Source organism: Pectobacterium parvum (assembly GCF_020971565.1).
In the GTDB taxonomy this organism is placed as follows: Bacteria; Pseudomonadota; Gammaproteobacteria; order Enterobacterales; family Enterobacteriaceae; genus Pectobacterium; species Pectobacterium polare.
This window is the reverse complement of the sequence record NZ_CP087392.1, coordinates 1,973,175-1,986,640: the sequence shown is the minus strand read 5'-3', so window position 1 is coordinate 1,986,640 and position 13,466 is coordinate 1,973,175. Positions and strand designations below refer to the sequence as shown.

Genomic DNA, 13,466 nt, shown 5'->3' with positions numbered 1-13,466 from the left:
GTTCATCATAATAGGTCAGCGTTTAAACAACGAGAACGATAAAGCATGATAAACCGGGTTGTAAAAATGGAAAACAGCCACGGACTATAGCGAATATCGACCTGCGCGTGCGTAGGATTATTCCGTTTACGCCCGCGCCATTTCCTTTGCCCCACCGATAAAAACCGTAACGGATAGCGACGACAGTTCACATGACGTGTGAGGTCGGGTGGATATAAACATTTGTGTAACAATGCCAGGGCAAGTAAAGTACACTCCTTGGCTGAACCCGGTATTATTGAATTAAGACTGCTATGCTTTTGTCCGCGCTACGACGGCGAAGTTTCCCAGCCTGGGTCGGCATCTTCGCTATTTTGACCATTTTCATTGCCCCAGTGATTTCACAAACACTGGTGCTTCATGGGGTCCATACTCATGAAAATGGTGCAAACCCGCATAGTTCGACTACACATAGCACTGCTGCACATAGTACTGCTGTAGATACGACCAGCGCGCATGATACAACAGCGTCCACCAGCCACAGCGGCAGTATAACCGAACCACATCATAATCATACCGGACATGAGATGTCCGGGCACCACGCGACGCAATCACACCATTCTCCCTCATCACCGTCCATGGTGATGGATCATGCCGCTTGCGGTTATTGCGTACTCTTTTCGTATACGCCAGCGTTGTTCGCAACAGGATCTCTCAATCCCATACTGACCGCATCTTTATCTGAAGCGCTGGTTATTCACTTTATCTCCCGCATTGTCCTTCCTGAACGTTATGCTTCCCCTGTAGTCCGCGCCCCGCCTTTCTGAATCACGCATCATCATGCTTATGTGCATTTATAACGCATCGCGCTATACCCTTTCAGGTGTGGCGTTTGATCATTTTTTTGCTAAGTGATTTCAGAGGGTTCTATGTCACACCCTAATCAGGCATCAGCCACTGCTGCCGCCTCTGGCGCGCGCCCAGCCGGAGAAACGGCGTCGGATAAACGCGCAATGGATAACGTATCGCCACGTGCTGCAATCGTTGCCCTGTTCATCCGTCTTCATTTTTATATCGGTATTTTTGTCGGTCCTTTTATTTTTGTCGCCGCTCTCACAGGGACGCTATATGTCCTTACGCCGCAGATTGAAAATCGGCTGTATTCACACCAGCTTTTCACGGAAAGTCAGGGGACGACGCACTCTCTGGCGGATCAAATCCATGCTGCACAGGCGGGGCTCGCTCACCATCAGGATGCAAAATTACTTGCGATACGTCCTGCACCTGCCGCCGGGGAAACCACCCGCGTCATGTTTGCCTTGCCGGAATTGGGGCCATCAGAAAGTCGCGCCGTTTTCATCGATCCCGTTTCGCTGGAAAATCGCGGCAGTGAGATTGTTTACGGCACCAGCGGCATTCTGCCCTTCCGTACCTGGCTTGATTACCTGCACCGCGGGCTGCTGTTAGGCGATGTCGGGCGTAATTACAGCGAGCTGGCAGCATCCTGGCTGTGGGTTGCGGCACTGGGCGGCATTGTTATCTGGTGGTCAACCCGACACCTGTCATCAGCGACCAGACGGCAGAAATTGAAGAATAGCCAGACAACGACAGCAAAGACGCAGCGTCTGCGCCACTGGCACGCCACGATGGGGCTGACCCTTGTGCTGGGTTTGCTCTTTTTCTCCGTAACGGGGTTAACCTGGTCGCAATGGGCGGGAAGCAACATTTCTGTCGCGCGTACCGCGCTAGGGTGGCAGACTCCATCGGTGAACACGCAGTTGCCCGCACCGATGTCTCATCACGATATGATGCACGGTCACGATATGGCGGCGATGGCTACGGATGAACATGCTGAACACCATGCGTCAATGCCAATGGGGGATGCTGAAGCCTATTCACCGGCGTTATTTGATGAGGTGCTGGCTGCCGCACGTCATGCTGGGATTGATGCCAATAAAATCGAAATCCGCCCTGCCACCAAGCCGCACCGTGCCTGGACCGTCAGTGAGATCGATCGTTCCTGGCCAACGCAGGTTGATGCCGTGTCGGTTAATCCAGATACGCTGGAGATTATAGACAAAACCGATTTCAACACCTTCCCGCTTGCTGCCAAACTCACCCGCTGGGGAGTGGATGCACACATGGGCGTGTTGTTCGGTTTACCCAATCAGCTCATCCTCGCGGCATTTGGTCTTGGGCTCTGCACGATGATTGTATGGAGTTATCGGATGTGGTGGATACGTCGTCCAAAATCTCGCCATGACGCTAATCCGGTCAACACGCTGACCGCGGCCTTATTACTGGTCCCAGTCTTTCACCGCGTGCTGATTGCGCTTATTACGCTACTACTGGCCGTAAGCTTGCCCGTTATGGGGATCAGCCTGCTCATCTTCCTGCTCATTGATGTTATTCGGTGGTATATGAATCACCCTAAGCAGTAATGCCAGTCAGTTAAGCAACTGACTGGCTGTTTTTCTTCGCTTTTCGATATTTATAAGGCCTTTCTTTCACCACTCTCGGGAAGGTTCTTTCTCTTCTTATCGGCAGCTTCACCATCTGTCCCATACTCTCCAGATCTCGCAGTAGTTCAGGGATACGACCCGGCGATGCACCCTGAAGCGTCATCAACATCCTCATGACCAGCCCGCAGGATTCTGAGAAGCTCAGCTGATTTGGCCAGTAACCTTTCAGTTGACTGGCCATTTTAATCATCTGATATCTCACGAGATTATACGCCAGCAGCACACCCCATAACTCCTGCTCCACAAGTTCCGGTTTTTTGCTTCTCAGTGTCAGTCTGCTCAGTTGCATTGTCTGTTTGATTTCACGGTAACCCAACTCGATTTCCCAACGGTGACTGTAAAGCTCAACCATTTCACCTCCCGGATAACGCATGCCATCAGTCATCGAAGTCAGTAACTGATAGATTTTTCCTTTACGGCTATAGGTCAGTAATCGGGCTGTCACTTCTGTACTCAGTCCCGGCCATTTTTTGCGGGATTGTGGCGTAGTTTTCAACTGTACCAGATGATCGCCTTTTCCCAGTTTCCGGACCTCCTCGTAACGGGTACCTTTCTTAAGCGGTATCATCCAGTGTCGGTGTTCTCCCGCACGCTTTAAGCATTCAGCAACCCTAATGAGTAATACCCTTTATCGAGCAGCGTCAGCGTATTATCTGCGGTCTGGTCTATCAGTTGCTCAGCCAGTAGGGTATATTCGCTGTCTTTCATCGTACCGAAGGCTGCTGCGGTTATCAGATGGCTGGTCAGCTCCATCTGACAGACCATTTTGACCTGCGGGTAGGGTGCCAGGTTGGCCGCAGTAAGTCTGGCGCGGGAAGGCGGTATCATTTTCAGGTGTTTCCTGTGTGCGCCAGACGACGCCATCCATCGCCAGTAACGTCAATCCACACCAGTGGGGATGCGCCACAGCGTTGTGCCACAAGTGAGCGGTGTGCGTGAACACCCGTCGAACGGCGTCACTTCCGAGCCGCTGTCAGTATGGATAACCGCGCTGGGAGCAACAAAGGGACGGTTACCGGGCAGCATAATATCCAGCCGATTGACAATCTGATGAAGCGGCTCCTTACGTTCAAGCGCCATGCCGACAACGCACCAGACCATCATTTCGAGAGGAAGACGGCGTTTACGCAGGGTGACCACGCCGGACTCAGCAAGGCAACGGGCAATAAGTTCTGGGTCAAGAAAGTCGCCAAGAGAAGTCAAAGGATTACGGGTCGAATCGTAACGTGAAACGAGGTCGATGGCCTGAGAGATACGCATAAAAAATCCGGAAATGAAGAACACTTCCGGATTCTTACACAGCTATTGGATCGTTCAACTGATCCTTAACTGATCAGCATTACACCCTAAGCAGGCCATCGCTAAACACTGATTTTCGTACTGCCATCATTGCCCGACACGGCAATAAAAAACCGCCATTGTGCTACACAATTTGTGCACACAATGGCGGTCAATCAGCAATACCAGTTAACGACAAGACGTTAGAACGTGGTCCAGTCTGCTAACTCACCTTTGGCTGCTGTTTTTTCTGTACGGCCATGTTTAGGGGCAGCCAACGCAGGCGTTTCTACTTTTCTATTTAACGCTGCACTTTTATACGATGCCCCAAGATTAAATACGCTAACCGTACGCGCAAGGCTATTCGCCTGATCCTGTAAAGAGAGCGCAGCGGCGGCAGATTCTTCAACCAACGCCGCATTTTGCTGGGTCGTTGTATCAATCTGTCCAACGGCTAGGTTGATTTGGTTGATCCCATCACTTTGCTCACGGCTGGCCTGCGCAATTTCGCTGATGATTCCCGTTACGCCCTGCACATTCGTCACCAACGAGTTCATCGTGACGCCGGTTTTTTCTACCAACCCCATGCCATCCTGCACTTTCTTGAACGAGTCATCGATAAGTTCTTTGATTTCTTTTGCCGCCGTAGCGCTTCGCTGAGCCAGCGCGCGTACCTCACTGGCGACAACGGCAAACCCTCTGCCCTGTTCACCGGCACGTGCCGCTTCAACGGCCGCGTTCAGCGCCAGAATGTTAGTTTGGAATGCAATGCCATCAATCACGCCGATAATTTCCGCCATACGCTGTGACGAATCACGGATACCGCGCATTTCCTGCGTGACTGTTTCCATCATGATACCGCTTTTTTTCACGGTTTCAGACGCGCTAGCCGCAAGGTCTGTCGCCTGCGTCGTATTATCGGCGGTATTTCTTATCGTCGACGTCAATTGTTCCATCGATGACGCCGTTTCTTCCAGCGAGCTGGCCTGTTCTTCCGTGCGGGCAGATAAATCCTGGTTCCCCGCAGCAATTTGCGATGCAGCGCTGGAGATCGTTTCTGCCCCGTCACGTACCTGGCTGACAATCTGCCTTAAGCTGCTGTTCATATTATTCAAGGCGGATAACAGCTGGCCGGTTTCATCTTTACGATCGGTGTAAATTTCAGAAGTCAGATCGCCTTTCGCGACATTTTCGGCAACCCCCAGCGCTTCCTTTATCGGCTGAGTGACGCTGCGGGTAATCAACGAAGCAATGATCAATCCGGCCAGCGCACTGATGATAATGATCGTGGCGAGAACCATCAGTGCGTTTTTATAACTGTCACCCACCTCTCGCGCTGAGGATGACATTTTGTCATCCTGTACGTCGATGAACTCATGAACTTTGCTGGTGTATTTCGCCTGAGTAACACGCGTTACGTTGAAGTATTCTTCCGCAGCGGCGTCGGTATTTCCTGCCGAAACCAGTGAAGAGAGCTTATTCGCGGAGCCGAGGAAATCACGGCGAATGTCGCCAATATCACGCAGTATCGCAACGGATTTATCGTCGCTTACCGATTGGTTCAAATACTCCATGAGTTCAGATATCGTTCCTGAACGCTCTTTGTTCAGCGCCAACTGTTTGTTAATTTCGCTTTCTGATTTCAGTAGTAGAAGCAGCTGCTGGTTATTGAGGTAATTATTCAGCTCATCAATGAGCTTGTTACTTTTGACGGTGAGTGGGTAATTTTGCGAAACAATCTCATCCATTTTTTCGTGAAAATCACTTAGCTTTGAGATGGCAACACTACCAATTACCAAAAGCATTAATACCAAAAAAGAAAACCCCGCCCCTAATCGATATCCTATACGCCATTTGGACAAATTCATTAACATCTCCTTAATTAATTTTCTCTATCTGTATAAAAACATATAATTAAAAAATTAATATTTATTCAATAAATACAGATAGCTCCAATACCCTTTTTCATAACAAAAAACACACATCTCTGGACAGACTATTTATATGCCCTGGTGAGAAACATAAAAAATATGTAGTCAGGTATGCTCATCAAACCACACCCATCGCGATGCAGTCGAATGGGTCTAGCCAGATACCGCGCTTGATGCCAGATATCTGCACATACTGGCAGTGGAAAAAATGTCATCCTTTACACCTCATCTTTCACCGCACGTTCCCGTACCATGAGTGGCTTCTTACATCCCCATGTCCCATAAAACTCAGGAACATTATCGCTACTGAAATTAGGGTTAAATAGCAGCAATAAGGGTGAATAAAAACCAGAACAATTTTTCCTTACGCCGAAGGGGGGTATCGGCCTTTTGTAGATAATCTTTATATTTTCTAACTTATGACATTAATATCTATTAAATCGATCATTTTTTTATAATCTATCTATTTATAAGATATGTATTTTTTCAGAGAAGATAAATATTGCATTTAGGATGTAACAATAAATTCAAAAATAAAAGGTAACAATTCGTTATAAAATTAAATAAACACTGTCTACATTTATATTATGTCGCGCATGGGAAATGGGAATAGATGAGATTAAACAAATAAGGTGCGATCGCATACTTTCTAGTGATTTTTGCTTTCTATACAAGCAACATGACAAGCAGAATGCTTTGAACAAAAATACGCACCCAGATGTCTTTTATCGAGACGCCTGGGTGCGTATTTTGCTATTTACTTTTTGTAATCGATCTGAGATTCAAAGTCACATTCCAACATTACTTTTTCTTGGAAGTCGCTTTAGATTTACCTTTCAGCAATTCTCGGACTTTCTTTAGCTCTTTCTGCGTCAGCGGCACTTCTGCACCGACTTCTTCTGTCCCCTGGCTGTCCACCGACTCAGAAGACAGTTCAGAAGCCTGATGGCTTTCATCAAAGCTCCTCAGTAACCGGGCACTAACTTCTGCACTGATAGATACTTCGTTTTCCAGGGCAGCCGCTTTGATTTTTTCTTTCAGCTCTGGGGAAATCTTCAGGGACAGGCTAGATATCTCACTCATTTTATTACCTTTCTCATGGGGTAAAATAGTAAGCTATGACAGCTAGCCTACAATGTCCATACTGAAATAAAAATTTAATATTTCTGTCACAGAAATAGTTTAATTGATCTCTTAGCAAAGAGATTATTATTTTGCTATTTTTATTTCCCTGTCGAATGTTATGTATTTCAATTTCTCATTCTCCAGTCATCAATCATTTTCCGGGTCACATCCTCTTTGTAACAAATTGGCGAATAGCCTCCTGCCCGACTCCATGCACTACGCTTACCGCACTTGCTGCCATTTCGTACTGAATTATAAGGGCAAGGACAATTACCAGAATAAGACGAAATAGATTCCTGAATGATCTGTTCTTTGATCTGCTCATCAGAAATTCGGACGTTTTTCGCCATACTAGGCGTAGAAACAGAAAGCAGGGCCACAGCACATACCATCGCAACAGCCAGCGTTGTTTTCATACCGAGGGTCTCATTCTAACCAGAGGATAATAACTGTAGTATAAAATACGCACCGCAAAGCGATATCACCCGACGACGCATTATGGGTTAAAAAATTGATCAGAAAATATTAACAACATAAAATGCAGGCGCTTCGAGGATAAAAGGAAACAAACGTGCCACATCACTCCCTCTGGGAACTCATTAAACTTACCTACATGATCGGCTTTGTCGTTTCCCTGATCGTGACATTCTTGTTAAGTAAAGACAAATCCCTGTTCATCCGATTCTTTGCCTCGTTAATAGTGGGGCTAACCTGGCCGTTGAGTTTTCCCGTTGTCCTGCTGTTTTCCATTTTTTGAAGCGGCCTTTCTCTTCCAGACAATGAGCATGATGACTCAATGCAGCCACGCCTATGCTTACCTTTTAGAGGGAATGCCCCACGATGAGTAACATTCTGATCAGCGCCTGCCTGTCTGGTTTTCCCGTTCGCTATAACGGTACTGAAAAGAAATCTGTCGGCGAGTATCTTGCCCAGTGGCGACAACAGGCGAGACTGATTACGTTTTGCCCAGAACTTGCTGCGGGTTTCTCTACACCCAGGCCTTCTGCGGAGATTATTCCCGCTTCGGGTGGTCATTCGGTCATCAAGGCTGGCGCCAACGTTGTTGAAGCCACTGGCGGCGATGTAACCGAGCGTTATATTTTGGGTGCTTGGCTAACGTTGCAAATGGCACAACAGAATAACTGCCGCTTCGCTCTCCTGACAGAAGGGAGTCCATCCTGTGGTACACACATCATATACAGCGGGCGCTTTGATGGTTCACAAGTAGCAGGCAGCGGCGTCACCGCTGAATTACTGCGTCATCACGGTATCGAAGTATTTTCCGATCGCGAAATCGAGCGGTTGATCGAACGTGTTGAATATTGCGATCGCCATGCTAATGCATAGCATGCGCCGCTGCCCCGAAAACAAACCCAAACGCAGCAGCAGCGTTATGCAAAAACTAACGGACAACTAATACCGACATTTTCGCATGACGAACAATGGCGGCAGCATTTGAGCCAAGCAGATAGGTTTTCACATTCGGTCTCCGTGAACCAATGACAATTAAATCTGCATTAATCTCCTCCGCCAGCGCTAACACTTCGTCTCTGGCCGATCCGAAGCTGACGCTGCATGACAAACGCGATGCAGGAAGGTCGATCGTTTTCATCAGTGATTTCAGCTTGTCATTCGCTTTCACCACCGCTTCGTTCTCAAACTCTTTTATGCCAAAAGAATAAGCAGATAAAAACGCCGACGCATCTGGGAGGGAATGAAAGAGGTGGATTGCGGCACCCGACATTTTAGCCAACCGGACTGCATGCGTAAGCGCGTGTTTGGTGAGTTCATCTTCTTCTATATCTACTGGCACCAGGATGCTCGTGTACATAATCACCTCTCCCCTACATGGATAACTGATTACCTGTCAGTATGTAAGAAGCGTAGTCTGCCCCTCGTCAGCAAAATATGATCCCGTTCACTTTTACGCATGTTGCCTGCAATTTTTAGCCCAATCGGCGCATAAATCGAGCCGTTAGGTCACGGATGAATGCTTTAAAGCGATCGTGAATAGATACGTGACGATTCACCCCAAGGGTGATAGCCCATTCCAGTAAAGTGAAATCTATACCGTTCATAAAAACCGATCAGCTCGGTGCATAAATGCAGCGCAGAAAAACCAGCACGGCGAGTTTCCTGAGTAAGATGCTCAATCAACTGCCCCGCATAACCCTTGCCACGATGGTTTTCTTCAACATAAAGCGCGCACAGCCAAGGATAAAGATCCATGCGGCTGATGAAATCATTGGTAATTAACCCTGCACCACCAATAATCTGCCCGTCCTTTTCCAGCAGATACCAATCTGGCAATGGGTTTTCCGCATCAATGCAGTGGCTGATACAGTCTTCGTAAAGCATCAACGTCTCATCTGATGCCCAGTGGCGTTGGAAATAATGGATCGCCTGCTCTTTGTATTCGGGGCGATTTCTGACAGAAATAATATTCAACATGGAACTAACGACTCACCTTCCATGAAGCAACGATGTGCTCCGTGGTTTCTACCGTAATCGTGTTGCCCGGAATAATAAAATTCCGCCACACATCGTTGTAATGCGTGATGAGCTGTTCGGCTTTCAGTTCGCCGCGATTGGCCGTCGTGTGCGCATCAGCTGCAATTGTCAACGCATAGCCTCGACTGGCTGCATTTTTAATGGTTGCATCAACGCAATAATCCGTCGCGCATCCGCAAATCGTCAGGTGGCTAACATTCAACTCAGCCAGCACATCGGCTAACGGCGTCCGATAAAACGAGTCGCACGCCGTTTTAGTGATCGACAAACTGCCCTCAGGCTGGTGCAACTCAGGCAATAACTGCCACCCATCGCTGCCTGACAACATGCCGTCTTCTTCATGCTGAATAAAAATCGTCCGATCTGCGGCAGCTGAAAGCTGGTTTATCAATTCAACCGTCTGCGCTTGTCGCGCTCTTGGCGTTGCAAACACCGCATTCTGCATATCAATCACTATCAAAACCTGCATCTTTTTTCCTTATTTCGACGCTTAACATCGGCACGCATTATCATCACGGAGGTAACAGTCTGCCATCATCCCAACCCTTAGTTCCGGCTAGATCATGTCCACTATACCATGAGGATAAAACTTGATTTCCCCTGAGCGCAGCAAATCAATATCAAACCAGCGGGTAATGATCGGAACACCGTTTGTCTCTATACCATGAATGATATCTTGTTGATAAAGCGACTCATCCTGAAAACGAGCCTCATAAACAAAGACAATCTCATGGCCCAACTTGCCATTGTAGGAGAAAATATTCTCTGAAACGCCCAATAGCGAAAAGTCCTTGGTCGCTGCACTGATTTCCTCCTGAACCTCCCTCTTCGCCGCAGCCTGCGACAGTTCGCCAAAATCGATGCCACCACCGAGCGGCAACACATAGTGCTCATCTTTTATCGGGTCATACCCTTCTGCTAACAGAATCTTGCCATTATTGCGGAAAAGACAAACTGCTTTTGCTCTGATCTTTTGCATGCCAACGCTCCAGGTAAACTACAGCACTCTTTTGATAAAAAGACATTTTTGATAAAGAGACACTTTGGGGTAAACGGACAATTTTTTTGACAAAAAGACATTTATTGATAAAAAGCATGTATCGCAGGAAAATGTCATCTTCTGTACAGATCAAAATCTTATAGGATGTAATCAAAATGCATTAATAGTCTTTATGTTCAGTTAATGTTTTTCCCTGCCTCTTTTCCTCTCGTTATGTTTAACTTATTGAAGTCGTGCATCTCACATAATATTGGTGGGGAACGATAAATTCATATTTATACGCCTGACCATCGATCGGCATCATCCTTTCTCGTTCAGAATTATCGACAGGTCACGCCGCGTTTATTTAGCTTATTGACTGGTTTTATACGTATGATCGACTAAAGTTAACTAACCATTTCTTCATGTCTGGCGGACATTGCAGTCTGGCAAGACTGTGCATTAATCACGTCAGAAAACGCGCAACGCAAGGGAGGAAAAGCAATGCATTTAGAGGTGCCCCAAAATGAGTTCCTGATATCTGACGCTCTTGGCCTTTACTCTCGGGTTAGCGACATGGAGATGCTCGGCAACATTGTGGAAGAGATCATTCAATCCGGCCATTCCATCAGTAACAAGGCCATCATTGTTAAATTAATTCACAAGATTGAAACAGAAGCCAATGCCGTTTTTCAGGAGAAATATCGAGCATTGTTAGAACTAATTGTTTATAAAACTCAGGACGACTTCCTGATTTAATCTACGTTCAGACGCTACTCTATCGTTTTCCAGTAACATTTATACTTTTTCAGCCAGCATTTTATTTAACGCGTACAGCCGGCTATGGATATGTCCACGATAAGTAGCACAGATATTTATGTCGTTATTATTCCTGACAAACAGCTATATACTAAATAATTCGAGTTTCAGGAAGGTGGCAAGCGAAGGAATCCCGATGAGCTTACTCAAGTAAGTGATTCGAGTGACTGAACGTCGCCAACGCACATGCAACTTGAAATATGACGGGTATATTGATTTATTAATGACGAAGAGCGCGGCATCTATTTATTTTACCAATCGTTAACATTCATTTCTGAATGAATTATGTAAGGGAAAAATTCGTATCGCAGCGTCAATACACGCTCACACCGGTTCAATATGAATGTCGTTACGACTAACAGCCGCATCAGCGATGCAAGTAAAAACACTAGCTGGTTCGGATAGCAGAAACGAAAACGGGCTAGCCTAAGCTAACCCGTTGAATTTTTTTGGCGGAGGAGTAGAGATTCGAACTCTAGAACACTTTCGCGTCGCCGGTTTTCAAGACCGGTGCCTTCAACCACTCGGCCACTCCTCCGCAATGACGCGAACTATAAACAGTGTATGAGATCTTGTAAAGCATCACAGCGCTCAATCGCCTAAAAAATAGTCTAACACAACGTAATTGGACGTAAAATCGCCACGCAACAAATAAAATAGTGCAATTTATCTCCGGTATAATACGACGAGCGGGGCAAAATACGAACGCTGTTCCGAAAAATGAAAACTTTCAGAGTAAAGAAGGGTAAAACGTCTTTAATAACGTCCTGCAACTATTTATCCTTTGACATTGGATAATAGCACCCTGAAGAGAGAGTCGCTGACTATGGATCGTATTGTTGTTTCCTCTACCCGTGAAAACTCGCTACTCAGCACCCATAAAGTGCTGCGTAATACTTATTTCCTGCTGTCGCTGACACTGGGTTTTTCCGCCGTTACCGCAACGGCAAGTACCGTATTTAATCTGCCTGCCCCTGGCTTAATTCTGATGCTGGTTGGGTTTTATGGTCTGATGTTCCTGACGCACAAGCTGGCTAACAGCCCTGCGGGTATTCTGGCGGCGTTCGCACTGACCGGATTCATGGGTTATACGCTGGGCCCGATTTTAAGCTCGCTGATTTCCTCCGGCGCAGGCGACATTGTCATGCTGGCTCTGGGCGGCACGGCGGTGGTGTTCTTCTGCTGTTCAGCCTATGTCTTAACGACACGTAAGGATATGTCCTTCCTGTCTGGCATGATGATGGCAGGATTCGTTGTTCTGGTTGTTGCCGTTATCGCCAATCTGTTCTTGCAGATTCCGGCCCTGCATCTGGCAATCAGTGCCCTGTTTATTCTGTTCTCTGCGGGTGCCATCCTGTGGGAAACCAGTAACATCATTCACGGTGGCGAAACCAACTACATCCGGGCGACAGTTAGCCTGTATGTCGCGATATACAATATCTTCGTTAGCTTGTTGAGCATTCTGGGCATCATGCGTAACGACTAAGTCTCGTCTATTGCCACACCGAGAAAGCCCCATCTGGGGCTTTTTTTATTCCGGTGCAGACGGCAATATTTGTTAAACTGCGGGCTGAGATATCGCAGTCGGAGAGAAGATGTTAGAGTTTGAAGGGCGAACAATCGCAACTGACGCGCAGGGTTACCTGATGGACAGCACCGAATGGAGCGAAGCATTGGCTCCCGTGTTAGCGGAACAGGAAGGCATCGTGTTGACAGAACCGCATTGGGAAGTCGTCCGGTTTGTGCGGAATTTTTATCAGGAGTTCAATACGTCACCCGCGATACGCATGTTGGTTAAGGCGATGGCGAAAAAGTATGGTGAGGAGAAAGGAAATAGCCGCTATCTGTATAAACTATTTCCGAAAGGGCCAGCCAAGCAGGCAACCAAAATCGCTGGCTTACCCAAACCGGTAAAATGCATCTAGCACGCCCCCGTTTCAGTAGCGGATCATAAAATCGGCATAGTCCGTCTTACCATGTGGCTCAATAAGCACCTTATCCACTCTGGCGCTTCCTGGGCCTCCTTGCTTCAGCCACTCAATCAATGCGTCTACCGCATGAGGTTCGCCGCTTGCTACCACCTCCACGCTGCCATCATCACAATTGCGTGCATAGCCATTTAGCCCAAGCTGCATAGCCTGATGCTGCGTGCTGTAACGAAATCCAACGTCTTGGACCACGCCATAGACATAGGCGGCCATCGCTATCTTTGCCATCTTCTTCCCCCTTTCCAGCCTGTGACCACACAACATTTCATTAGCAGACCTGTATCTTCTAAAAATTTACACCATACTGTTAATAATGTGTTCAGCCTGCGATTCA

Annotated in this window: 15 protein-coding genes, 1 tRNA gene and 1 pseudogene; 7 read left to right on the top strand and 10 right to left on the bottom strand. The window is 47.2% G+C overall.

Annotated elements, in window-relative coordinates:
- Window positions 1–293: 293 nt before the first annotated feature.
- Together LOZ86_RS08960 and LOZ86_RS08955 are read left to right on the top strand one after the other, a co-directional pair.
- Complete coding sequence (locus LOZ86_RS08960; protein ID WP_230243094.1) at window positions 294–806, top strand: DUF2946 domain-containing protein; 513 nt, start codon at window positions 294–296, stop codon at window positions 804–806.
- 102 nt (window positions 807–908) lie between these two features.
- Window positions 909–2,420: a PepSY-associated TM helix domain-containing protein gene (locus LOZ86_RS08955; protein WP_230243092.1), complete on the top strand. Its 1,512-nt coding sequence runs from the start codon at window positions 909–911 to the stop codon at window positions 2,418–2,420.
- A 10-nt stretch (window positions 2,421–2,430) separates the two neighbouring features.
- Here the strand turns inward: LOZ86_RS08955 and LOZ86_RS08950 are convergent.
- From LOZ86_RS08950 to LOZ86_RS08935, 4 genes and pseudogenes are all read right to left on the bottom strand, one after another.
- Window positions 2,431–3,761: pseudogene (locus LOZ86_RS08950) on the bottom strand (IS4 family transposase).
- 221 nt (window positions 3,762–3,982) lie between these two features.
- The gene (locus tag LOZ86_RS08945; protein WP_039480260.1) at window positions 3,983–5,647 is read right to left on the bottom strand and encodes a methyl-accepting chemotaxis protein; all 1,665 of its coding nucleotides are present in this window, start codon (window positions 5,645–5,647) and stop codon (window positions 3,983–3,985) included.
- Between the two features lie 864 nt (window positions 5,648–6,511).
- Window positions 6,512–6,793: a hypothetical protein gene (locus tag LOZ86_RS08940; RefSeq protein WP_039480258.1), complete on the bottom strand. Its 282-nt coding sequence runs from the start codon at window positions 6,791–6,793 to the stop codon at window positions 6,512–6,514.
- 167 nt (window positions 6,794–6,960) lie between these two features.
- The gene (locus tag LOZ86_RS08935; RefSeq protein WP_230243090.1) at window positions 6,961–7,251 is read right to left on the bottom strand and encodes a hypothetical protein; all 291 of its coding nucleotides are present in this window, start codon (window positions 7,249–7,251) and stop codon (window positions 6,961–6,963) included.
- Window positions 7,252–7,406: 155 nt separating this feature from the next.
- Here LOZ86_RS08935 and LOZ86_RS08930 point away from each other — a divergent pair, with 155 nt between their 5' ends.
- Together LOZ86_RS08930 and LOZ86_RS08925 are read left to right on the top strand one after the other, a co-directional pair.
- Window positions 7,407–7,592 carry a GhoT/OrtT family toxin gene (locus tag LOZ86_RS08930; RefSeq protein WP_005970574.1) on the top strand — a complete coding sequence of 62 codons (186 nt, stop codon included), beginning with the start codon at window positions 7,407–7,409 and terminating at the stop codon, window positions 7,590–7,592.
- 83 nt (window positions 7,593–7,675) lie between these two features.
- The gene (locus LOZ86_RS08925) at window positions 7,676–8,182 is read left to right on the top strand and encodes a 2-thiouracil desulfurase family protein (protein WP_039480254.1); all 507 of its coding nucleotides are present in this window, start codon (window positions 7,676–7,678) and stop codon (window positions 8,180–8,182) included.
- Between the two features lie 55 nt (window positions 8,183–8,237).
- Here LOZ86_RS08925 and LOZ86_RS08920 read toward each other — a convergent pair whose 3' ends face one another.
- The 4 genes from LOZ86_RS08920 to LOZ86_RS08905 all read right to left on the bottom strand — a co-directional run bounded on the left by LOZ86_RS08920 (window position 8,238) and on the right by LOZ86_RS08905 (window position 10,325).
- Entirely contained in the window at window positions 8,238–8,666 is a 429-nt protein-coding gene (locus LOZ86_RS08920) for a universal stress protein (protein WP_039480252.1), read from the bottom strand.
- Between the two features lie 164 nt (window positions 8,667–8,830).
- Window positions 8,831–9,286 (bottom strand): GNAT family N-acetyltransferase, encoded by a 456-nt coding sequence (locus tag LOZ86_RS08915; protein ID WP_230243089.1) that lies wholly within the window; start codon window positions 9,284–9,286, stop codon window positions 8,831–8,833.
- A gap of 4 nt (window positions 9,287–9,290) precedes the next feature.
- Window positions 9,291–9,815, bottom strand: coding sequence for an isochorismatase family protein (locus LOZ86_RS08910; protein ID WP_039480246.1), 525 nt, complete (start codon window positions 9,813–9,815; stop codon window positions 9,291–9,293).
- An 87-nt stretch (window positions 9,816–9,902) separates the two neighbouring features.
- Entirely contained in the window at window positions 9,903–10,325 is a 423-nt protein-coding gene (locus tag LOZ86_RS08905) for an NUDIX hydrolase (RefSeq protein ID WP_039480243.1), read from the bottom strand.
- A 504-nt stretch (window positions 10,326–10,829) separates the two neighbouring features.
- On the opposite strand from LOZ86_RS08905, the gene LOZ86_RS08900 reads away from it, so the two are divergent.
- Complete coding sequence (locus LOZ86_RS08900) at window positions 10,830–11,084, top strand: biofilm/acid-resistance regulator YmgB/AriR (RefSeq protein ID WP_039480240.1); 255 nt, start codon at window positions 10,830–10,832, stop codon at window positions 11,082–11,084.
- A 510-nt stretch (window positions 11,085–11,594) separates the two neighbouring features.
- Here LOZ86_RS08900 and LOZ86_RS08895 read toward each other — a convergent pair.
- A tRNA-Ser gene (locus LOZ86_RS08895) sits at window positions 11,595–11,682 on the bottom strand.
- 288 nt (window positions 11,683–11,970) lie between these two features.
- On the opposite strand from LOZ86_RS08895, the gene yccA reads away from it, so the two are divergent.
- Entirely contained in the window at window positions 11,971–12,630 is a 660-nt protein-coding gene (yccA, locus tag LOZ86_RS08890; protein ID WP_039480237.1) for an FtsH protease modulator YccA, read from the top strand.
- A gap of 109 nt (window positions 12,631–12,739) precedes the next feature.
- Complete coding sequence (tusE, locus tag LOZ86_RS08885; protein ID WP_039512636.1) at window positions 12,740–13,069, top strand: sulfurtransferase TusE; 330 nt, start codon at window positions 12,740–12,742, stop codon at window positions 13,067–13,069.
- Window positions 13,070–13,081: 12 nt separating this feature from the next.
- Here tusE and yccX read toward each other — a convergent pair whose 3' ends face one another.
- On the bottom strand, window positions 13,082–13,360 hold the full coding sequence (gene yccX, locus LOZ86_RS08880; protein ID WP_039480232.1) for an acylphosphatase: 279 nt from the start codon (window positions 13,358–13,360) through the stop codon (window positions 13,082–13,084).
- Window positions 13,361–13,466: the final 106 nt, after the last annotated feature.

Excerpts from the sequence above, each read along its gene's own strand:
- LOZ86_RS08960 (WP_230243094.1), top strand. The coding sequence starts at position 294 with ATGCTTTTGTCCGCGCTACGACGGCGAAGTTTCCCAGCCTGGGTCGGC.
- LOZ86_RS08955 (WP_230243092.1), top strand. The coding sequence starts at position 909 with ATGTCACACCCTAATCAGGCATCAGCCACTGCTGCCGCCTCTGGCGCG.
- LOZ86_RS08945 (WP_039480260.1), bottom strand. The coding sequence starts at position 5,647 with ATGAATTTGTCCAAATGGCGTATAGGATATCGATTAGGGGCGGGGTTT.
- LOZ86_RS08940 (WP_039480258.1), bottom strand. The coding sequence starts at position 6,793 with ATGAGTGAGATATCTAGCCTGTCCCTGAAGATTTCCCCAGAGCTGAAA.
- LOZ86_RS08935 (WP_230243090.1), bottom strand. The coding sequence starts at position 7,251 with ATGAAAACAACGCTGGCTGTTGCGATGGTATGTGCTGTGGCCCTGCTT.
- LOZ86_RS08925 (WP_039480254.1), top strand. The coding sequence starts at position 7,676 with ATGAGTAACATTCTGATCAGCGCCTGCCTGTCTGGTTTTCCCGTTCGC.
- LOZ86_RS08920 (WP_039480252.1), bottom strand. The coding sequence starts at position 8,666 with ATGTACACGAGCATCCTGGTGCCAGTAGATATAGAAGAAGATGAACTC.
- LOZ86_RS08915 (WP_230243089.1), bottom strand. The coding sequence starts at position 9,286 with ATGTTGAATATTATTTCTGTCAGAAATCGCCCCGAATACAAAGAGCAG.
- LOZ86_RS08910 (WP_039480246.1), bottom strand. The coding sequence starts at position 9,815 with ATGCAGGTTTTGATAGTGATTGATATGCAGAATGCGGTGTTTGCAACG.
- LOZ86_RS08905 (WP_039480243.1), bottom strand. The coding sequence starts at position 10,325 with ATGCAAAAGATCAGAGCAAAAGCAGTTTGTCTTTTCCGCAATAATGGC.
- LOZ86_RS08900 (WP_039480240.1), top strand. The coding sequence starts at position 10,830 with ATGCATTTAGAGGTGCCCCAAAATGAGTTCCTGATATCTGACGCTCTT.
- yccA (WP_039480237.1), top strand. The coding sequence starts at position 11,971 with ATGGATCGTATTGTTGTTTCCTCTACCCGTGAAAACTCGCTACTCAGC.
- tusE (WP_039512636.1), top strand. The coding sequence starts at position 12,740 with ATGTTAGAGTTTGAAGGGCGAACAATCGCAACTGACGCGCAGGGTTAC.
- yccX (WP_039480232.1), bottom strand. The coding sequence starts at position 13,360 with ATGGCAAAGATAGCGATGGCCGCCTATGTCTATGGCGTGGTCCAAGAC.